18 protein-coding genes and 1 pseudogene are annotated in these 20,337 nt (G+C 69.5%); 9 read left to right on the top strand and 10 right to left on the bottom strand.

The features are described from left to right. Nucleotides 1–223: 223 nt before the first annotated feature. Nucleotides 224–1,015, bottom strand: a complete 792-nt coding sequence (locus KVT45_RS26875; RefSeq protein WP_217551655.1) for a helix-turn-helix domain-containing protein — start codon at nt 1,013–1,015, stop codon at nt 224–226. 122 nt (nt 1,016–1,137) lie between these two features. Here KVT45_RS26875 and KVT45_RS26870 point away from each other — a divergent pair, with 122 nt between their 5' ends. The 3 genes and pseudogenes from KVT45_RS26870 to KVT45_RS56505 all read left to right on the top strand — a co-directional run. Beyond that, nucleotides 1,138–1,530, top strand: a complete 393-nt coding sequence (locus KVT45_RS26870; RefSeq protein ID WP_217551654.1) for a nuclear transport factor 2 family protein — start codon at nt 1,138–1,140, stop codon at nt 1,528–1,530. Between the two features lie 36 nt (nt 1,531–1,566). Beyond that, entirely contained in the window at nt 1,567–1,791 is a 225-nt protein-coding gene (locus KVT45_RS26865) for a hypothetical protein (protein WP_217551653.1), read from the top strand. Beyond that, nucleotides 1,792–1,917: pseudogene (locus KVT45_RS56505) on the top strand (IS630 family transposase); the annotation flags it as partial. A gap of 45 nt (nt 1,918–1,962) precedes the next feature. Here the strand turns inward: KVT45_RS56505 and KVT45_RS26860 are convergent. From KVT45_RS26860 to KVT45_RS26850, 3 genes are all read right to left on the bottom strand, one after another. Next, nucleotides 1,963–3,081 (bottom strand): NAD(P)/FAD-dependent oxidoreductase, encoded by a 1,119-nt coding sequence (locus KVT45_RS26860; RefSeq protein ID WP_217551652.1) that lies wholly within the window; start codon nt 3,079–3,081, stop codon nt 1,963–1,965. Nucleotides 3,082–3,324: 243 nt separating this feature from the next. Then, a complete protein-coding gene (locus tag KVT45_RS26855; protein ID WP_217551651.1) occupies nt 3,325–3,645 on the bottom strand; it encodes a DUF397 domain-containing protein in 321 nt (106 codons plus the stop codon). After that, nucleotides 3,642–4,472: a helix-turn-helix transcriptional regulator gene (locus KVT45_RS26850; protein ID WP_217551650.1), complete on the bottom strand. Its 831-nt coding sequence runs from the start codon at nt 4,470–4,472 to the stop codon at nt 3,642–3,644. The genes KVT45_RS26855 and KVT45_RS26850 overlap by 4 nt, the downstream gene beginning before the upstream one ends. A gap of 130 nt (nt 4,473–4,602) precedes the next feature. On the opposite strand from KVT45_RS26850, the gene KVT45_RS26845 reads away from it, so the two are divergent. After that, on the top strand, nt 4,603–5,067 hold the full coding sequence (locus KVT45_RS26845; RefSeq protein ID WP_217551649.1) for an ATP-binding protein: 465 nt from the start codon (nt 4,603–4,605) through the stop codon (nt 5,065–5,067). Between the two features lie 44 nt (nt 5,068–5,111). Here the strand turns inward: KVT45_RS26845 and KVT45_RS26840 are convergent, their stop codons facing one another. Beyond that, nucleotides 5,112–5,870, bottom strand: a complete 759-nt coding sequence (locus KVT45_RS26840) for an intradiol ring-cleavage dioxygenase (protein ID WP_217551648.1) — start codon at nt 5,868–5,870, stop codon at nt 5,112–5,114. A 364-nt stretch (nt 5,871–6,234) separates the two neighbouring features. On the opposite strand from KVT45_RS26840, the gene KVT45_RS26835 reads away from it, so the two are divergent. From KVT45_RS26835 to KVT45_RS26815, 5 genes are all read left to right on the top strand, one after another. Further along, complete coding sequence (locus KVT45_RS26835) at nt 6,235–7,461, top strand: acyl-CoA dehydrogenase family protein (protein WP_217551647.1); 1,227 nt, start codon at nt 6,235–6,237, stop codon at nt 7,459–7,461. A 5-nt stretch (nt 7,462–7,466) separates the two neighbouring features. Continuing rightward, entirely contained in the window at nt 7,467–8,774 is a 1,308-nt protein-coding gene (locus tag KVT45_RS26830) for a CaiB/BaiF CoA-transferase family protein (protein WP_217551646.1), read from the top strand. 167 nt (nt 8,775–8,941) lie between these two features. Next, the gene (locus KVT45_RS26825) at nt 8,942–9,862 is read left to right on the top strand and encodes a UTP--glucose-1-phosphate uridylyltransferase (RefSeq protein ID WP_217551645.1); all 921 of its coding nucleotides are present in this window, start codon (nt 8,942–8,944) and stop codon (nt 9,860–9,862) included. 291 nt (nt 9,863–10,153) lie between these two features. Continuing rightward, the gene (locus KVT45_RS26820; RefSeq protein ID WP_217551644.1) at nt 10,154–11,338 is read left to right on the top strand and encodes a 4-hydroxybenzoate 3-monooxygenase; all 1,185 of its coding nucleotides are present in this window, start codon (nt 10,154–10,156) and stop codon (nt 11,336–11,338) included. Nucleotides 11,339–11,394: 56 nt separating this feature from the next. After that, nucleotides 11,395–13,005, top strand: a complete 1,611-nt coding sequence (locus tag KVT45_RS26815; RefSeq protein WP_217551643.1) for a methyltransferase — start codon at nt 11,395–11,397, stop codon at nt 13,003–13,005. 242 nt (nt 13,006–13,247) lie between these two features. Here the strand turns inward: KVT45_RS26815 and KVT45_RS26810 are convergent, their stop codons facing one another. The 5 genes from KVT45_RS26810 to chvE form a co-directional block, all read right to left on the bottom strand. Next, nucleotides 13,248–14,939 (bottom strand): histidinol-phosphate transaminase, encoded by a 1,692-nt coding sequence (locus tag KVT45_RS26810; RefSeq protein ID WP_217551642.1) that lies wholly within the window; start codon nt 14,937–14,939, stop codon nt 13,248–13,250. Nucleotides 14,940–15,135: 196 nt separating this feature from the next. Beyond that, on the bottom strand, nt 15,136–16,290 hold the full coding sequence (locus KVT45_RS26805) for an aldose epimerase family protein (RefSeq protein ID WP_217551641.1): 1,155 nt from the start codon (nt 16,288–16,290) through the stop codon (nt 15,136–15,138). Between the two features lie 53 nt (nt 16,291–16,343). Further along, a complete protein-coding gene (gene mmsB, locus KVT45_RS26800; RefSeq protein WP_217551640.1) occupies nt 16,344–17,588 on the bottom strand; it encodes a multiple monosaccharide ABC transporter permease in 1,245 nt (414 codons plus the stop codon). Beyond that, complete coding sequence (gene mmsA / locus KVT45_RS26795; RefSeq protein ID WP_217551639.1) at nt 17,585–19,135, bottom strand: multiple monosaccharide ABC transporter ATP-binding protein; 1,551 nt, start codon at nt 19,133–19,135, stop codon at nt 17,585–17,587. Before mmsA ends, mmsB begins: the two co-directional genes overlap by 4 nt. A 31-nt stretch (nt 19,136–19,166) precedes the next feature. Then, nucleotides 19,167–20,276: a multiple monosaccharide ABC transporter substrate-binding protein gene (gene chvE / locus KVT45_RS26790; RefSeq protein WP_217551638.1), complete on the bottom strand. Its 1,110-nt coding sequence runs from the start codon at nt 20,274–20,276 to the stop codon at nt 19,167–19,169. Nucleotides 20,277–20,337 lie beyond the last annotated feature (61 nt).

The following is a 20,337-nucleotide window of genomic DNA, read 5'->3' as shown; positions in this document are numbered from 1 at the left end:
CAGGTTGGCTCAGGCGTTGGGACGCTTGCCGTGATTCGCCTTCTTCTTCTTGCGACCGCGTCGCTTGTTCCCGCGCTTAGCCATGGTGCACATCTCCCTAATCCGGGACTTTCCATGCCTTCCTCAGTCTAGATTCGGCCCGGAGCGCCCGCATCAGCGGTGCTGCGGGCGCGTGCTGCCGGCCGCAGGTCTGGGGTGCTCGAATCGCCTGATGATTGAGTGGTCATTCGGTCATCGCCCGCAGTGCCGCAGCCGTGCGTGCGTCCGCCGGGAAGAAGGTTTCGATGGCGATCTCGTCCAGGGTCACGTCTCGCGGGGAACCGAACACCGTGGTGGTGTAGAGCAGGGCGAGGTCGCCGTGGTCGGAGGACAGGCGCAGGGGGACCACCAGGTCGTCGTGGGGTGATACGGCGTCCCGGGGCTCGTCCGGCTCGGGGGCGGGGTAGCTCTCCAGCTCCGCGAGCAGTTCGGCGAGGCCCGCGGCCGATGTCCGGTCCAGCTGGCGGCGGACCCGGCGCAGCACGTGCGCACGCCACTGCGCGAGGTTCCGGATGCGTCCGGCGAGTCCGTCGGGGTGCAGGGTCGCCCGCAGCACGTTCAGCGGCGGACCGGTCACGTCCGGCGTGACATCACCGAGGAACAGCCCCATGGCACGGTTCGCGGCCAGCAGCTCCCACCGTACGTTGACGGCGAGCGCCGGATTCGGCTCGTGCCCGGCGAGGACGGCCTCCACCGCCGCGCGCGCCGCCCCCAGATCGGCGTAGGCGCGTTCGCGGTGCACCGGGGCGAAGCCGGCCGCCAGATAGAGCGCGTTGCGCTCCCGCAGCGGCACGTCGAGTTCCTCGCACAGCCGCCGGACCATGTCCCGGCTGGGGTTCGCCCGCCCGGTCTCGATGCAGCTCAGGTGCCGGGTCGACAACTCGGCGGCGAGCGACACGTCCAGCTGCGAACGCCGGCGCCGCTCGCGCCAGCGCCGCACCAGCACCCCGACCGGCTCGGTGGTGGTCGTCGTCATGAACCCCAGGCTGCCCGGCGGCGCGGGCCACGGCAATGACCTCGCAGGTCATCGACAGCACGCGCCGCGCGCCTCCAAAGTCGTGAGCAGACAGCCCACTTCACCGCGAGAGGACGACCATCATGACCGAGACCGCAGAACGGCTGGACGAGTACGTACGGTTCTGGAACACCGGGACCGAGCAGGAGCAGCGCGCACACGCGGCAGCCGCCTTCGCCGACGGCGTCGAGTACCGCGCCCAGATCGGAATCCTCAGCGGGACACAGGCGTTGATCGACTTCCGGAACCAGTTCGCCGCCCACATGGGCCCGGTCACGCTCCGCCTGCGCGACCAGCCCCAGGTCCACCACGACCGCGCCCGGCTCCGGTGGGAGATCCTCACCGGCGAGGGCGCGGACACCTCCTTCGCCACCGGAACCGATGTGCTGCATCTCGACGGGGACGGCCGGATCAGCTCCGTCACGGTCTTCCTCGACCGGGCACCCGAGGGGTTCGACCCCGCGGCGCACGACTGACGACCAACGCCCGCAGCCGTTCACTACACTCCCACGATGGACAACATACGGTGCACCCAGTGCGGTGCGGTGGGGCTGGAGCCGGGCTTCGTCGAGGACTCCGGACAAGGCGCCCGCGGGTTCGCACGGTGGACCGCGGGCCCCCTTAAGCGAGGCCCCTTCGGCCGTGCCAGGAGGATGGGCCGACCGCACTGGCAGATCGATGCCTATCGGTGCCCCACCTGCGCACACCTGGAACTGTTCGCCGCCCAGCGGGACTAGCGGCGTGGAAAGGGCACCGCGCACACGCCGGCCGCGCTGAAATCGATCCGCGCTGCTCGGTCCGACGGCGCACCCATCTACGTGGTCATGGACAATCTGTCCCCCCATAAGGGCGCCGACATCCGTCCCGGGTCGCCTGAACAGCCCGGCGAACCCTTGCGGTCAGAACGCTCAGCTCCCGGCGAACCTGTTGATCAGGTTGTGGGGTGTGTCGTCGCCCAGGACCTCGTGGAGATCGGGTTGCTCGGCGGCGGATGCGGCACTGCGGGGGAACATGGCCTGCTCGTACTCGGTGAGCGCGGTCTCTATGTCGTCAGGGTGAGCGGCGATGGCCTGGCCGAGTTCGGCGCCGTCGTACATGGCCAGGTTGGCACCTTCGCCGTTCGGGCCCGTGAGGTGCGCGGCGTCACCAATCAGGGTCACCCCCGGTGTCCGGTCCCACCGGTGGTCGATGGGCAGGGTGTGGAGAGTGCGCAGGACCGGAGGGGTCTCACCGTCGGTGATCAGCGCGGTGAGCTCCGGCGCCCAGCCGTCGAACTCCTGGACGATCCGGGTGGTGGCCGCGTCGGGATCGGTGAATTCGACGCCTTCGAACCAGTCCTGCGGCTTGGCGAGCATCACCCAGGAGTGGAAGTTCCCGTCGCGCTCCCGGTGAGCCATGATCCCCTTTCCCGGCTCGAGCGCCATCGTCGCTCCGGCGCCGAGGGTCTTCGCGCTGGTCGGGTGCCGGGTGTCGCCGTCGAACAGGTAGGTCTCGACGAACGAGATGCCGATGTACTCGGGCGTCGCATCGGACAGCAGCCGCCGGACCCTCGACCAGGCGCCGTCCGCGCCGACCAGCAGGCCCGTGGTGACGGTGGTGCCGTCGGCGAAGGCCACCTCGTGGTGGCCGTCGCCGAGGGAACGGACACCGCTGACCTTCTGCCCCCACCGGACAGTGCCTGCGGGGAGCGAGTCGAGCAGCATCTGCCGCAGCTCGCCGCGCAGCACCTCGGGGCTGCCGCCCGTACCGTCGTCCGGCAGGTCGAGCAGGATCTTCCCGCCCCGGTCCAGGACCCTCATCGCCTGACGTCCCTGCAGGACGATGCCGCGGAACTCGTTCATCAGGCCGGCCGCCTGCAGGGCCAGTTGTCCGTTGTAGTCGCGGATGTCGAGCAGCCCGCCCTGCGTGCGCGCCGTCGCGGAGGACTCCGCCTCGTAGACCGTCGACGGGATTCCATGGACGTGCAGGACACGGGCGAGCGTGAGACCGCCGAGCCCGGCACCGATGATCGTGACGTGAGTGCTCATAGTGATTCCTCGCGTGTTCACGCCTGCCGGATGACGCCCGGCAGGGCCTGCCTGAAACGTTCCAGACCCCGCCGACAAAGCACCGACAGCACACCGACACACGTCGCATCGACGGTCCGTACGAGTACGGCCCTACGCCTCACGCCCTGGTTCCGCCGCCGGATGTGACCGGGTGCTTCACGCCATAGCCTCGCCACATGGCATCAGTTGTGCGAGTGAGATCGGACCGGGATCCGACGGTCGTCACTGCCCGGCGTAGGTGAGGAAGCCGGCCCAGGCGTCGGGGGAGACGGCGAGCTGGGGGCCCTGCCGGTGCTTCGAGTCGCGGATGTGGATGGTGGCGGGGCGGGTGGCGACGTCGACGCAGTCACCGGAACCGCTGAAGCTGTAGACGGACTTGCGCCAGGAGAGGGACACTTCGACGCAGTCGCAGTCGCAGTCGCAGTCGCCGTCGCCGCCGCTGCTGTAGCTGGACTTGCGCCAATCGAGGGCTACCTCGACGCAGTCGCCCTCGCTGCCGCTGCTGTAGCTGCTCTTGAACCAGGTCAGTTCGGACGTGCTCATAGCGCTCCTCGCATCTGCTCCAACAGGGCCCTGGAGTCCCGAAGGCTGAGGGCCTGCGAGCGCAGTTTTCCATACCGCTGGTGGAGGACGCTGATCTCCTTCGGATCGGCGATGAGGCGGCCGTTCTTCTGTCCTTCCGAATAAGCGAACCACTGATTCTCGGGGGTCTCAAGCAGCTGCAACGGGCCATCCAGGCCGGCGTGTACGGGCTGCAGCAGAGGCATGATCTGGACCTCCACGTTCCGATGGCGGTCGATCACCGCCAGCAGATGGTCGAGCAGCTCTCGTGTGACGTCGTCGCCGCCCGTTCGTCGCTCCAGCAGTGCCTGTTCGACGATGAAGCTGAACGCGCACGGTCGCTCCCGTCGAGTGGACAGCAGTTCCTGTCGGGCGACTCGGGCGGCCACCCGGTCGTCCAGTTCCTGGTCGTTGGGGATCGGCGGCACACTGAGCGATACCGCCCGCGCGTACGGCTCTGTCTGCAGGAGGCCTGGTACCACTCGGCACTCGTAGGTGTAGAGGTTGATCGCCGTCGCCTCCATCCTCGCCCACCGCCGGAACCAGGCCGCCAACCCCGGCTGCCGAGCCACATGCCCCGCCGCCCGCCGCAAGGCTCCCGTATTGTCCAGGGCCTCCTCCGCGGCCTCCACGAAGGACTCGTCCGGCATGCGGCGGCCCAACTCCACCGATGCCACCGTGTGTTTGGAGAACCGCACCCGCTCCCCGAACTCCTCCCTGCTCAGCCCCGCGTGTTCGCGCAAGGCCTGGACCACCGCCCCGAAGGTCCGCAGACTGTCCGACGACTCCGGCTCCGCTCCATCGCCCACCTAGGCCACCTCCCGCCCCCCATGGTGACGGCGAGTCACCAGTACGGTCCAGTCCGTCACCGTGTACGCGCGGTCGGCGTACGCGGCTCTCACCTGGAGAACTGCCGGTTCCAGGCGCCAGATTGGGAGCATGGACGCACCCCCCACCACCGTCACCGTCAGTCGAACACTTGCCCAGCGGCTCAGTGGCACCCCGCGTGGTGCCCGGCTCGCGAGGCATCTCGCGGTCGCCCAACTCCACGCGTGGGGTGGCCGGTTCGCGTCGGCGGAGGTGATCGACAAGGTGTCGGTGATCGTCGCGGAGCTGGCCGCGAACGCCGTGACGCACGGGCGCGTGCCGGGGCGGGACTTCGAGCTGCGGCTCTCGCTGGTGACGGGGAGCGTGCGGGTCGAGGTCACCGACACCCGGGCCGAACGGCGGCCGCCCGGCCCCCGGGACGTGCGGCCGTCGGGGCCGCTGGACGCCGGTGGGCGCGGGCTCGTGCTCGTGGACGCGCTGGCCGATCGGTGGGAGGTGCTGGAGCGGGACTGCGACGGCGCACCGGGCAAGACCGTACGGGCCGAGGTGGACCTGCCGCTGCGTCGCAGACCCTGAGCCGGGCCCCGGAAGACGTGCGTGCCCCCGGGGCCCGGGTTCCGTCAGGAGGAGACGCCCAGGGTGAGCGTGCCGGTGTAGCCGGCGGTGGTGGAGCCGGTGACGGTCATGAGGCCGGAGGAGGCGCCGGCGTCGTCGTAGACCGAGTCCTGGGCGAGGGTGGTGCGGGTGACCGTGTTGGCCGAGTAGGGCGAGACCTTCGCGACCGCCGTGGTGATGGTCTCGTTGATGAAGAGCTGGCCCGTGTGCACGGTCGTACCGCCGGTGAAGGAGCCGTTGGAGGTCAGGGTGACGCCCGTGTGGACCTTCACGTGGATGTGGATGCAGCGGCCCCGGTACCAACCCGGGTAGATCGTGGTGATGTTGGCGACGCCGCTGGAGTTGGTGAGCACGCCGCCGCGCAGGAAGGTGCCGTCGTCTGCCTCGCTGTGTCCGTTGGCACCGACGTAGCCGGAGTACTCGCCGAGCGAGTCGGCGTGCCAGACCTCCACGAGGGCGTTGGGGATGACGGTGCAGGCGGAGTTGACGACGGTGAGGGCGAGCTTGAGCGTGATGCCCGACTTGCCTTCGGTGATGTTGGTGCGGACCAGCGCGCCGTCGAGGTAGTAGGGGCCTTCGGTCTGCTCCTCCGTGAGGGTGCAGACCGCCGCGGCGGCGGCCGGCTGGAGGTCGGGGGCGGCGGCTGCCGCGGGGGCCTCGGTCGAGACCGCTGCGCCTACGGCCAGGGCAGCGGCGGTCGTCCCGGTGGCGACGAGTACGGTACGGCGGCCGACAGAGCGGGCGCCATCTGAGGTGTCTGTCATGGACACGGCACCGTAGGAATGGTTGCTGTCGGAAAGCTGTCAGCTCAGTAAAGTGAACATCCGTCAAGTCTTGAGTTGAGACAGCCGAATTGGCTGACGCTGTTCGATATCACGGACAATGGGTGGGCGGTCACTCATGGGCCGCACCCGCACGCACCGCACTCCTCGCCGGTACCGGGCACGAAGGGGCCATTAGGGTAGTTCGCCGCGACGAGGGCACCCCTTGAACGGCGAGGGCTCGCGGGAATCGGCTCGGGAGCCGGGTCTAATCGCGCCGGAGAACCGAGACACCGCACGGAGAGTGCCGCGTGGCGAGGGACTTCGAAGCCGCAACCGTGTCCCGCAGTGCTGGAGGAACATTCCCATGGGTGCCACCCCGCTTCTGCCGACGCCGTCCGGTCCCTACCTGGGCAAAGGGCTGCTTCCCGCCGACTTCTATTCCTTCGAGGAAATGCTGACGGACAGCGAGCGGGAGAAGATCGAGCGCGTCCGCGAATTCCTCGCCACGCAGGCCGCTCCCCTCGTCGACGACTACTGGGCCCGGGCCGAGTTCCCCTTCCAGCTGGTGGAGGGATTCGGCAGGCTCGGGCTGGTGGACTGGGCGGACCCGGACTCCGCGGAATCCAAGCCGAGCAATCTCCTCTCGGGATTCCTCGCGCTGGAATTCGCGCATGCCGACGCGTCCTTGGCGACCTTCTCCGGCGTGCACACGGGGCTCGCCATGGGCTCGGTCCTCGCCTGCGGCTCCGAGGAGCAGAAGCGGCGGTGGCTGCCGGCGATGAGCCGCTTCGAGAAGATCGGAGCCTTCGGGCTGACCGAGCCGCACGGGGGCTCCGACGTGGCCGGCGGCCTGCGGACGACCGCGCGCCGCGACGGCGACGGCTGGGTCCTCGACGGGGCCAAACGCTGGATCGGGAACGCGACCTTCGCCGACCTGGTTGTGATCTGGGCGCGGGACACCGAGACCAACCACGTGCTGGGCTTCGTCGTGGAGAAGGACACCCCCGGGTTCACGGCGACGAAGATCGAGAACAAGATGGCGCTGCGGATCGTGCAGAACGCCGACATCGTGCTCGACGGCTGCCGCGTTCCGGAGGCCAACCGGCTGCAGAACGCGAACTCGTTCAAGGACACCGCGGGCATCCTGCGCCAGACGCGCAGCGGGGTGGCGTGGCAGGCCGTGGGCGTGATGTTCGGCGCGTACGAGATCGCGTTGCGGTACGCGAAGGAACGTGAGCAGTTCGGGCGCCCGATCGGCGGCTTCCAGCTCGTCCAGGACCTGCTGGTGAAGATGCTCGGCAACGCCACGGCCTCGTGCGGGATGGTGACGCGCCTGGCCCAGTTGCAGGACGCCGGGATCTACCGGGACGAGCACTCCGCGCTGGCGAAGGCGTACTGCACCGTGCGGATGCGGGAGAACGTCGGCTGGGCCCGGGAGCTGCTGGCCGGCAACGGCATCATCCTCGACTACAAGATCGGCCGCTTCGTCGCCGACGCCGAGGCCCTCTACTCGTACGAGGGCACGCGGGAGATCCAGACCCTGATCGTGGGCCGCGCCGTCACCGACGGCCTGAGCGCCTTCGTGAAGTGACGACGATGACCACCGAATCCGTGACCACCGAATCCGTGACCACGGAATCCGTGACCACGGAATCCGTGACCGCCGAGTCCGGCACCACTGAACCCGTCTTCAGCGGCCTGAAGGTCCTCGACGCGTCCTCGTTCATCGCGGCACCGGCCGCGGCCACCATGCTCTCCGACTTCGGAGCGGACGTCATCAAGATCGAGCCGCCGGGGACGGGCGACCCCCAGCGGCGGCTGAGTTCCGTGCCGCCCAGTCCGCAGGCGCGGGCGAACTACAGCTGGCACCTCGCCAACCGCAACAAGCGGGGCATGGTGCTGGACCTGAAGTCACCGGCGGCCGTCGAGGTGCTCAAGCGGCTCGTCGAGTGGGCCGACGTGGTGATCACCAACTTCCCGCACGGCACGCGCGAGAAGCTGCACCTCGGCTACGAGGAGGTCTCGGGCTGGAACCCGCGGGTCGTCTACGCCGACCTCACCGGCTTCGGGGACACGGGCCCCGACGCCCGGCAGCCGGGCTTCGACCTGACCGCCTACTGGTCACGGAGCGGTCTGCTGGCCGCCACCCGCGACGCGGGCGCCCCGCCGACCGTACCGGTCTGGGGCAGCGGCGACTACACGACGGCGATCGCCATCTACGCGGCGATCACGACCGCCCTCTACCGCCGCGAGCGAACGGGACAAGGGGCCGACGTCGGGACGTCACTGCTCGCCACGGGTGTCTGGGCCACCGGAACCCTCGTGGCCGGCGCCCTCGCCGACGGCACCCCCTTCGAGCTGCACGACCGGAAGGCACCGGCGAACCCGCTGAACAACCCCTACCGGACCGCGGACGGCGAGTGGCTCATGCTGGTCGCCTCACCCGCGCGCTGGCAGGGACTCGCACGCGCCGTCGGACACCCCGAACTGCTGGAGGACCCCCGGTTCTCCGACCTGGAGGGCCTGGTCGAGCACTCCGCCGCGCTGGCCGAGCTGCTCGACACCGCGTTCCGCTCGCGGCCCTTCGCGGACTGGAAGGACGCGCTGGACCGGGAACGCATCATTTACAGCCTCATCCAGACGCCGGAAGAGGCCGCGCGGGACCCGCAGCTGCGCGAGAACGGCATCGTCGTGCCGCTGGCCGGAGTCAGCGGGCTGGCGGAGACCGTCGGCAGCCCGGTCAACCTCCGAGGGGTGTCGAAGGTGCCGGCGAAACGGGCGCCGGACCTGGGTGAGCACAACGACGAGATCCTCGCCGAGCTGGGATTCGGCCCCGCCGAGATCGCCGAACTGCACGCCCGGGGAGCGGTCCCCGACGCCTCGGAGACGGAGCCGCCGCGCTGAGCACGGCCTCGGAGAAGTCCGCGGGCCGGAACATCCGTCCCGCTTCATCTCGACTTCGCCCGGAAATCGCCTGGGCGAAGGGAGCTGGACGGTCGGTGTTTCCCGAGCGGCACAAGGTCCGTTGGTAGCGTCCGCGTACCCCGTACCGTTCGACCGAGAGAGACCTGATGTCCCCGACGATCCGCAGGGCCGTGATCCCGGCCGCCGGACTGGGCTCCCGCCTGCTTCCCCTGACCAAGGCCACCCCGAAGGAGATGCTCCCGGTCGGCGACAAACCGGTGATCGAACACACCGTGCGCGAGCTGGTGGACTCGGGCATCACCGACATCACCATCGTCGTCTCGGGCGGGAAGAGCCTGATCCAGGACCACTTCCGGCCCAACCCGGGACTCGTCGAGCAGCTGCGCCACGACGGGAAGACGGCCTACGCGGACGCCGTCGAGGAGGTCGCCGAACTGGCCCGCAAGGGGCACATCACCTACCTCGACCAGTACGGCCCGTACGGCAACGGCACCCCCGTGCTGAACGCCGCCCGCTCCTTCGGCAACGAGCCCGTCCTCGTGCTCTGGCCCGACGACGTGTTCGTCGCCGAGGTGCCCCGCGCCCAGCAGCTGATCCGCGCCTACGAGCAGACCGGCTGCCCGGTGCTGGCCCTGCTGCCCATGGACCCCGCCGACTCCCAGCGCTACGGAGTGCCCATCGTCAAGGAGGACCTCGGCGACGGCCAGCTGCGCATCACCGGCCTGGTCGAGAAGCCCGCGCCGGCCGACGCGCCGTCGCCGTACGCGGCCATCGGCGGCTATGTCGTCACCCCCGGCATCATCGACGAGCTGCGCGAGCAGACCCGCCGCTGGTACGAGCACCGGACCGGCGAGGTGTACCTGACCGACGCCATCAACGCCTACGCCACCAGCCGGGCCGTGTACGGGCAGGTCATCCAGGGCCGTTGGTACGACACCGGCAACCCCGCCGACTACCTCGTCGCGCAGATGGCCTTCGCCCTCGCCCACCCCGAGTACGGGCCCGTGCTGCGCGGTCTGGTCAGCAAGCTCGACGAGGGGCAGGGTGACGCGCGGCGTACGGTATGATCGTTACAGAGCTGGTCATCGCAATTCACGGTGGCTGGTGCTGCGTTGGTGGTCCAAGGAAAGACGCTCCGCTTCCTGCGGGGAAATGCAGGTGCAAGGCCTGCCCGGCGCTCGATTCGGTGCCCGTTCGCATTCGATGCGGACGGGCACCGCGCCGTTTCCCCCCGGTTCTTGGCAGCTCTCGCCACCCCCGGCAACCCTTTAGAGGTAATTAGTCCGCTTCTTCCGCTTATGTGCGGGATTCGACTGATATGAAACCTCCTGGGCAAAGGGCAACTCCAGGGGCGGGGCATGGCAACAGCACAGGTCGGTGTAGTGATCGTCGGCGCCGGCCCGGCAGGGCTCGTACTGGGGAACCTGCTGCTGGACCGGGGCATCGACTGCGTGATCCTGGAGCGGCGCGACCGGGCCGCGGTGGAGGGCCGGGCCCGGGCCGGATTCCTCGCCGCCCACTCCGTGCGCGTACTGACGGAGCACGGCCTGTCGGCCGGCCTGCTGGCCCGCGGGAAGACCCACACCACCTGCCTGTTCCGCAGCGACCGCGGCGAATTCACCCTGGACTACGGCAAGTCGGGCCTCGGCGAGCCGCACACCGTCTACCCCCAGCAGGAACTCGTACGGGACCTGATCGCCGAGTACCTGCGGCGCGGCGGGGAGATCCGCTTCGGCGCCGAGGCGGAGGAAGTGGCCGGGGAAGCGGCCGGGGAAGCGGCCGAGGGCCGGGTACGGGTGCGCGGCGGCGCGGACGTCACCGGGCGGTACGTCGCCGGCTGCGACGGGCACCGGGGGATCGGCCGCGCCGCACTGACGGCCCACGGCACCCGGACCGCCCGCCGGGACCACGGGGTCTCCTGGCTGGCCGTGCTGGTCGCCGCCCCGCCCAGCCTGGAGGCGGTCGGATACGCCCTGCACGAGCGCGGGTTCGCCGGCCACATGGCACGGACCGCCGCCGTCACCCGCTACTACCTCCAGTGCCCGCGCGGCACCGCCCCCGCCGACTGGAGCGAGGACCGGATCTGGACGGAGCTGGCGACCCGGCTGCGGACCGCCGAGTTCGGGCCGCTGCGCCACGGCGCCGTCCTGGAGAAGGCGGTCGTCGACCTGCGCTCCGACGTCCTGGAGTCCCCGGGCGCCGGGCGGCTGTGGCTGGCCGGCGACGCGGCCGGACTCATCAGCCCCTCGGCGGCCAAGGGCGCCAATCTCGCCATCCTCCAGGCCGAGTTGCTGGCCCGTGCCCTCGAAGGGGCGCTGGCGCACGGCGACGGAACGGGCCTCGCCCGGTACGCCGCCGACTGCCTGCCCCGCGTCTGGCGGGCCCATGAGTTCTCGCACTGGATGAGCGGCCTGCTGCACGGCCCGGCCGGCGAGGAGGACGAGGCCCGCTACGGGCGTGCCCTGCAGTACGCCCGCCTGGAGAGCCTGCGCACCTCCCGCACGCACCAGGACTTCTTCGCCGAGAACTACACCGGCATCTGACCCCCGGGGCCCATCGTCCCCGGTTCTCCCTGCCCCACGATCATCGGGAACCCTTCATGAACCTCTCCGTCGTACAGGCATGTCTGACGGAAGCCGACCTGGTACGCATCCGGCGCGCGGCCGACCACGTCCGCGACCACGACACGGACCAGGTCCTCGCCGAGCTGCTGCCCGGCCTGACGGCCGACGAGCGGACCGACGTCGCCCGCCACCTCGGCTACGACCACACCGCGGTACTGGTCTTCCCCGCCTCCCTCGACGGGCTCCGCGACGAACTGCGGAGCGCCGGCCTCGACCCGGGCCCCGTCACCCCGAGCGTGGTGGTGCGCGGGCGGCTGGCCCGGCGCTACGGCGCCGCCGTCGGCGACAGCCCCGTCGGGATCGTGCACGTGCCCGTGGCCGGGCGGACCGTGGAGATCTTCGCGCTGCCCGTGCCGCCCGGCTCCCCGCTGGAGACCGTCGCCGCCGACGAACGCGCCGCGGACCACGAGTCCCACCACGCCTTCGCCGTGACCGCACCGGGCCGGGTGATCCCCGCGGGACTGCGCACCCTGCTGACGGAACGCGGCGGCGCGGTCCCGGACGGCGGCGGCTACAACAACCACGAGAACGTCACCGTCCTCTACTTCCGCACCACCGCCCACCGCCGCTTCGAACTCCGCCTCCCCGGCCGCCAGGAACCCCTCCCCGACCCCACCCTCGCCCTCCTCCGCGTCATGACCGGCGCCTGGGCCACCCAGGCCGTCCGCACCATGGCCGAACTGGGCATCGCCGACCACCTGGCCGACCACCCCGCCCTCGACGCCACCACCCTCGCGACCCGCACCGGCACCGACCCCGACGCCCTGCACCGCCTCCTCCGCTACCTCGCCACGCTCGGCCTGCTGACCTCCTCCTCCGACGGCACGTACCACCTCACCGCCCTCGGCGAACCCCTGCGCACCGGCACGGACCACTCCCTCCACCCCCTCGCACTGCTCTACGGCGGCCCGTTCTACGACTCCTTCGCCGGACTCCCGTACGCCGTCAGCACTGGGCAGGAAGCTTTCGCCCACCGCTACGGCGAGCACCACTTCCCCTACTTCGCCGCCCGCCCCGAACTGGGCGACCTCTTCCACCGGTCGATGGCAGCGAGCGCGGAAATGTTCACACCGGTACCGGACCTCGTCGACTTCTCCGGCGTACGACGCGTGGTCGACGTCGGCGGCGGCAACGGCGCACTGCTGGGCCGGGTCCTGCGGGCCCACGGCCACCTGGACGGCGTCCTGCTGGAACGCCCCGAGGCCCTGGAGGCAGCCCGCTCCCACCTGGCCGACCTGACCGGCCGCTGCACCTTCGCCGCGGGCGACTTCACCGACTCCGTCCCCTCCGGCGGCGACGTCTACCTCCTGTCCCGCGTCCTGCACGACTGGGACGACGAACGCTGCCTGACCATCCTGCGCCGCTGCGCGGAGGCGATGCCCCAGGGCAGCCGCCTCCTGATCGTGGAGCGCCTGCTGCCCAGCGACACGGCGGCGGCCTGGGACCTCCACATGCTGTGCAACGTGGGCGGGAGGGAGCGGGAAGAGGCCCACTACGAGCGCCTGTTGGAGGAGGCGGGCTTCAGGCAGGTGGCCTGCCATGCGTTGCCTCTGGGAGCCTCTCTGCTGCACGCCGTGCGAGGCTGAGCACTCCGCTGGTTGCGCGGTTCGTCCACCGCGGGCCGGTGGGGGCTGGCCGCGCAGTTCCCCGCGCCCCTTTCAGGGGCGCTGCCCCAACCGTGCCCCGTAAGGGGCGCGGGGCTGTACTGGATTTGCGGCTACCGCCGCGGGGCGCGACCAGATCAAGCGCCCCGTAAGGGGCGCGGGGAACTGCGCGACCAGCCACAACGGTGCCGCACCCGGCCACGCGCGCCGCACCCCTACGGGAACTAGCCGGCCTGCCCCATACCCGCCGCATTGGGCCAGCTCTGCGCGTTCGGCCAGCCGGTGGCCGGTGCCGGTGCCAGATCCGGTACCGGCGGCGCGGGCGCCGTCATCCCGCGTACCTGCGCGGCCGTCAGCCCACCCCGGGCCGGCACCCCGGGCGGCGTGGGCCCGGCCGGCGCGGGGGCCGGAGTGGGTGCCGGGACCGGGGTCTGCATCTGTATCTGCATCGGAGCCGGTGCGGGCGCCTGGGCCATCTGGGCCATCTGAGCCAGGGGTGACATCTGAGCCACCGGCGCCATCATCGGCTGCTGCTGGGGCTGTTGCTGGGGCTGTTGCTGAGGCTGCTGCATCTGCATGGCTGCCGCCGGCATCGGCATCCCGACGCCCTGCTGCGCGGCGACGGGGAGCGGCATGCCGACACCGGCGGCGGGAGCGGCGGCGAGTCCCGGGGCGGACATCGCGGCGACGGCCTGCGCGAGCTGCATGCCCGCCCCGTTGGTCTCGCTCACCAGCCGGTCCACCGCCGCCGTACCCGAGCTGTAGCTGGTCCCGGTGCTCAGCTCGGGCACGGCGGCTCCCCTCCTGGTCCCGTAGAGGACTTGCTCCATGGCGGACACCAGGCGACGCACGTCCACCTCGGGGCGCACCACGAGACGCAGGAAGCGGCTGGAAGAACCGATCTTGTTGCCGCACTCGCGGACCAGGATCCGGTGCTCGGTGAGCATCCGGTCCCGCACCACGGTGCCCTCGGCGCCGACGGGAAGGCGCACGAAGAGGAAGTTGCCCTGCGAGGGGTAGACCGTCAGGCCGGGCAGCAGGGAGAGCTGGCTGGCCATCTCCAGACGGTCACGGCGCACCTGCAGCAGGCTCTGCGCGTACTCGGCGCCGTGCTCCTTGAGCATGAAGACGACGTACTCGGCGAAGGCGTTGAGGTTCCACTTCGGGAGCATCGAGCGGACCTTGCCGGCGAGCGAGGGGTTGGCGACCATGTAGCCGAAGCGGATGCCGTGCAGGCCGAAGTTCTTGCCGAGGCTGCGCAGCACGATGACGTTCGGCCGGAGCATGGCCTCCTGGACGACGCTGGGCTCGGCCTCGGCGTCGGCGAACTCCAGGAACGACTCGTCGATGACGATCAGGTCCAGGTCGGCCATGGCGTCCATGAACTGCACCAGCTGCTGCCTGTGCAGGAAGCCGCCGTCGGGGTTGTTGGGATTGCAGATGACGGCGACCTTGGTACCCCGCTTGCGGATGAACTCGGCGTACTGCGCGAGGTCCAGGGCGAAGCCGTTGGACTCCTGGAGCGGGAACATGTCGACGCGCTTGCCGGTCTCCATCGGCTGGTCGGTCCAGCGGCCGAAGGTGGGGACGGGGATGGCGAGGGACTCGCGGACCAGCAGGTGGTCGATCCAGGTGATCAGCTCGGTGGAGCCGTTGCCCATGGCCACGGCCTGCGGCGGGAGCTGGAGGAGCTGGCACAGCTCGGCGGTGATGGTGTCGGCGCTGCTCGGGTAGAAGGTGATGATGTCCTTCAGCCGGGCGGCCATCGTTTCCATCATGGCCGGGGTGGGGAAGTACGGGTTGCAGGGAATGCAGAAGTCGACCGGGCCGGTTCCCTCGCCTCCCTCGCGGGTCAGCGCCGCCATCGACGGGCTGTGAGCACCGCTGCGGAACAACGAGGTGACGCTGCCGGCCATTGAACCTCCGTATGAGGCGGGCCCGATGGGGACGTCCGGGCCCGTCGTCTTGGGCGGCCCGCGCGGGGGAGCACGGGCCGCCTCTGAGTACGGAGGCGGGAGCGGCGCCGTTCAACCAGTGTGAAAAAAGTGTGAGTTTACGTTTCTTCCCCAACGTGGGCGCGACCAGCCCCTTACCGGCCGCGCCCACGCTGTCTCAGGCGTCGAACGTGTGAACCGTCCGCGTCCTGTAGACCTGCCCCGGCCGAAGCACCGTCGACGGGAAGTTGGCGTGGTTCGGCGAGTCGGGGAAGTGCTGTGTCTCCAGGCACAGCGCGTCACCCTGCCGGTACGTCCGCCCGCCCGTGCCGGTCAGCGTCCCGTCGAGGAAGTTCCCGGAGTAGAACTGGAGCCCCGGCTGGTCGGTGGCGATCTTCAGCGTGCGGCCGGAGCGCGGGTCGCGCAGCGTGGCCACGTGCTCGGGCTTCGCGGTGATGCCCTTGTCCAGGGCCCAGTTGTGGTCGAAGCCCTTGGCCTGCACCTGCTGGACGTGCCCGGCCCGGATGTCCCGGCCGATCGTCTTCGTCTCACGGAAGTCGAACGGGGTGCCGTGGACGGTGGCCAGCTCACCGGTGGGGATCAGGCCGGAGTCCGTCGGCGTGTACTTGCCCGCCGCGATGGTGAGCTCGTGGTCCTCGATGGTCCCGCTGCCCTCGCCGGCGAGGTTCCAGTAGACGTGGCTGGTGAGGTTGACGACCGTGGCCTTGTCGGTGGTGGCCTCGTAGTCGATGATCCACTCGCCGCGCCTGGTGAGGGTGTACGTCACCTTGGCCTTGAGCGTGCCGGGGTAGCCCATCTCGCCGTCGACGCTGGTGTAGTGCAGGACGAGGCCGACGTCCGAGCCCTTGGTGAACGGCTCGACGTCCCAGACGCGCTTGTCGAAGCCCTGGGTGCCGCCGTGCAGGCTGTTCACACCGTCGTTGACGGAGAGCTGGTAGCTCTTGCCGTCGAGGGTGAACTGGCCCTTGGCGATGCGGTTGCCGTAGCGGCCGATCAGGGCGCCGAAGTACGGGGTCTTGGCGACGTAGTCGTCGATGTTGTCGAAGCCCAGCGCGACGTTGGTGTAGTGGCCGCGGCGGTCCGGGATCTCCAGGGTCTGGACGACACCGCCCCAGTTGAGGACCTTCAGCCGGGTGCCGCCGTTCTCCAGCGACCAGCGGTAGATCTTGGTGCCGTCGGCGAGCTTCCCGAAGGACTCCTTCACCGGCTTCCTGCCTCCCGAGGCGGCCTCGGCCGTACCCGTGCCGAGGGTGGTGGCGGCGATGCCCGCCGCCGCGGCTCCTGCGATGACCGTGCGTCTGTTCAGTTCCATGTGCGGCTCCCACAAAGGTGGGGCCCCGCCTTCCGGCGGGGCCCGAGCTGACTTTACGAACCGGACTTGCGCTTGTTCCACACGTCGAATCCGACCGCCACCAGCAAGGCGAGGCCCTTGATCACCTGTTGCCAGTCGGTGCCGACGCTGAGGAGGTTCATGCCGTTGTTCAGCACGCCGAGGACGAGGCCGCCGATGATGGCACCGAGGATGGTGCCGACACCGCCGCTCATGGAGGCGCCGCCGATGAACGAGGAGGCGATCGCCTCCAGTTCGAAGCCGTCGCCCGCCTTCGGCGAGGCCGCGTTCAGCCGGGCGGCGACCACCAGACCGGCCAGGGCCGCGAGCACGCCCATGTTCAGGAAGACGTAGAAGGTGACCTTCTTGTCCTTGACGCCGGACAGCTTGGCCGCCGGCAGGTTGCCGCCGATCGCGTAGATGTGCCGGCCGAAGACCGCGTTGCGCATCACGTAGCCGTAGCCGACGACCAGCGCGCCCAGCACGATCAGGACGATCGGCGCACCCTTGTAGCTGGCGAGCAGCAGGGTGAGGACGAGGATCGCGGCGCCCAGCGCGACCAGCTTGACCAGGAAGAGCCGGGTGGGCAGGACGTCCAGGGAGAACTCCTGCTGGCGGCGCCGGTCGCGGAACTCCTGCCAGACCACGGCGGCGATCAGCACGATGCCCAGCAGCAGCGTGATGTTGTGGTAGTTGGTGTGCGGGCCCACCTCGGGGAGGAAGCCGTTGCCCAGGTTCTGCAGGCCGTTCGGGAACGGGCCGATGGTCTGGCCCTGGAGCAGGATCTCGGTGAGACCCCGGAAGAGCAGCATCCCGGCGAGGGTGACGATGAACGACGGTATGCCCAGGTAGGCGATGAAGAACCCTTGCAGCGCGCCGGCCACGGCACCCATCGCCAGACACAGGATCAACGCGACCGGCCAAGGGATCCCGTGATTGACCGTCAGCACGGCCGCGAAGGCGCCCACGAACGCGGTCAGCGAGCCGACCGACAGGTCGATGTGCCCGGCGATGATCACCATCATCATGCCGATGGCGAGGATCAGGATGTAGCTGTTCTGCAGGACCAGGTTGGAGACGTTGCGCGGCAGCAGCAGGTCCCCGTTGGTCCAGACGGCGAACAGGGCGACGATCAGACCGAGCGCGATCAGCATGCCGTACTGGCGCATGTTGCGGCGCAGCCCGTTCAGCATCAGCTGGAGCAGGCCGTCGTCGGCACCGGGCTCGCTCCAGCCCGGCGGCACGGGGGCCGGGCTCTTGGCGGTGACATCCGTGCTCATCGCGATACCTCTTTGTCCTTCGTCATATGGCGCATCAGCACTTCCTGCGTGGCCTCGGCCCTGGGCACCTCGCCGGTCAGGCGGCCCGCGGCCATGGTGTAGATGCGGTCGCACATGCCGAGCAGTTCGGGCAGCTCGGAGGAGATGAAGACGACCGCCTTGCCCTGGGCGGCGAGCTGGTCGATGACCGTGTAGATCTCGTACTTGGCGCCCACGTCGATCCCGCGGGTCGGCTCGTCCAGGATCAGCACGTCCGGACCAGCGAAGATCCACTTGCTGAGGACGACCTTCTGCTGGTTGCCGCCGGACAGCTTGCCCACCGGTTCGAAGACGGTCGGCGCCTTGATGTTCATGGACTTGCGGTAGCCCTCGGAGACCTGCCGCTCCTCGTGCTCGTCCACGATCCCGCGCCGGGCGACCTTGTTCAGCGCGGTCAGCGAGATGTTGCGGTTGATGGTGTCGATGAGGTTGAGGCCGTAGTGCTTGCGGTCCTCGGTGACGTACGCGATGCCGTGCCCGACCGCCTCCGCGACGGACTTGGTACGGATCTCCGTGCCGTCCTTGAGGACCGAGCCGCCGTCGTAGCGGCCGTAGGTCCGCCCGAAGACGCTCATCGCGAGTTCGGTGCGGCCGGCGCCCATCAGGCCCGCGATGCCGACGATCTCGCCGCGCCGGACGTGGACCGACACGTCGTCGACGACCTTGCGCTCCTGGTCGATCGGGTGCCGCACGGTCCAGTTGCGGATCTCCAGGGCCGGCGCCGCGTCCGCCTGGCCCTCGTACGCGGTCCGCTCCGGGAAGCGGTGGTCCAGGTCGCGGCCGACCATGCCCGCGATGATCCGCTCCTCCGTCGTCTCCTTCGACTTCACGTCGAGGGTCTCGATGGAGTGGCCGTCCCGGATGATCGTCACCGAGTCGGCGACCCGGCGGATCTCGTTGAGCTTGTGCGAGATGATGATCGAGGTGATGCCCTGGTCCTTCAGCTCCAGGATCAGGTCGAGGAGTTTGCCGCTGTCCTCGTCGTTCAGGGCTGCGGTCGGCTCATCCAGGATGAGCAGCTTCACCTTCTTCGACAGCGCCTTCGCGATCTCCACCAGCTGCTGCTTGCCCACGCCGATGTCGGTGACGCGGGTCTCCGGGTGGTCGTCGAGACCGACCCGGCGCAGCAGCTCGGTGGCGTGCCGCAGGGTCTCCCGCCAGTCGATGAACCCGCCCCTGGCGTGTTCGTTGCCGAGGAAGATGTTCTCCGCCAGCGAGAGGTACGGCGACAGCGCCAGCTCCTGGTGGATGATCACGATGCCGCGCTGTTCGCTCGCCCGGATGTCACCGAACTCGCAGAGCTCCCCCTCGAAGAGGATCTCTCCCTCGTAACTGCCGTGCGGATGGACGCCGGAGAGGACCTTCATCAGGGTCGACTTGCCGGCGCCGTTCTCCCCGCAGATGGCGTGGACCTCGCCCTGGCGGACGGTCAGCGTGACGTCCGACAGTGCCTTGACGCCGGGAAAGGTCTTGACGATCGAGCGCATTTCCAGGACGGGGCCCGCCATGGTCTGCCTTCCAATCAGTAGGGAGTGGCGGTTACTTGAGCTCGGCGTCGGTGTAGTAGCCGCCCTTGACCAGGACGTCCTCGTAGTTGGACTTGTCGACGCTCACCGGCTGCAGCAGGTAGGCGGGGACGACCTTGGAGCCGTTGTTGTACGTCTTGGTGTCGTTGACCTGCGGGGTCTTCTTGTTCAGGACGTCGTCGACCATGGTCGCGGCGACCTTGGCGAGCTGCCGGGTGTCCTTGTAGACGGTCTGCGTCTGCTCGCCCGCGATGATCGACTTCACCGAGGCCAGCTCGGCGTCCTGGCCGGTGATGACGGGCAGCGGCTGGCTGCCGGAGCCGTAGCCGTCCGACTTCAGCGCGGCGAGGATGCCGATCGAGATGCCGTCGTACGGCGAGAGCACCGCGTCCACCTTGGCGGACTTGTAGGAGGAGGTGAGGATGTCCTCCATGCGCGACTGCGCGGTCGCACCGTCCCAGCGCAGGGTGGTGACCTTGTTCAGCGCGGTCTGCCCGGACTTGACCACCAGCTCCTTCTTGTCGATGTACGGCTGGAGCACGCTCATCGCGCCGTTGAAGAAGTACTTGGTGTTGTTGTCGTCGTTCGAGCCGGCGAACAGCTCGATGTTGAACGGGCCCTTCTTGCCGCTGTCCAGGCCCAGCTTGTGCACGATGTACGTGCCCTGCTCGACACCGACCTTGGTGTTGTCGAAGGACGCGTAGTAGTCGACGTTCTTGGTGCCGAGGATCAGCCGGTCGTAGGCGATGACCGGGATGTTGGCGTCCGCGGCCTCCTGGAGCACGTTGTTCAGGGACTTGTTGTCGATGGCCGCGATGATCAGGCCCTTGACGCCCTGCGTGATCAGGTTCTCGATCTGCGAGACCTGGGTGTCCGGGTCGTCCTCGCCGTAGACCAGCTTGGTCTTGTAGCCCTTGGACTCCAGGTTCTTGACGACGTTCTTGCCGTCCGCGATCCAGCGCTCGGAGGACTTGGTCGGCATGGCGATACCGATGGTGCCGCCCTTGGCGCTGCCACTCTCGGTCTTGCTGCCGCCGTCGCTGCTCTGGCCGCACGCGGACAGGGTCAGAGCGAGGGAGGCGGCCCCGGCTATGAGGGTAAGGGCGCTTCTACGAGTGCGCATGTGATCGGTCCCTGTTCTTCTCGTCGTTGAGAGGTTGAGCGCCCCAAAGGGGCGCGGGGCT

Source organism: Streptomyces sp. GbtcB6, assembly GCF_019091475.1.
GTDB classification, from domain to species: Bacteria; Actinomycetota; Actinomycetes; order Streptomycetales; family Streptomycetaceae; genus Streptomyces; species Streptomyces hyaluromycini.
This window is presented reverse-complemented; position numbering and strand designations above follow the sequence as displayed.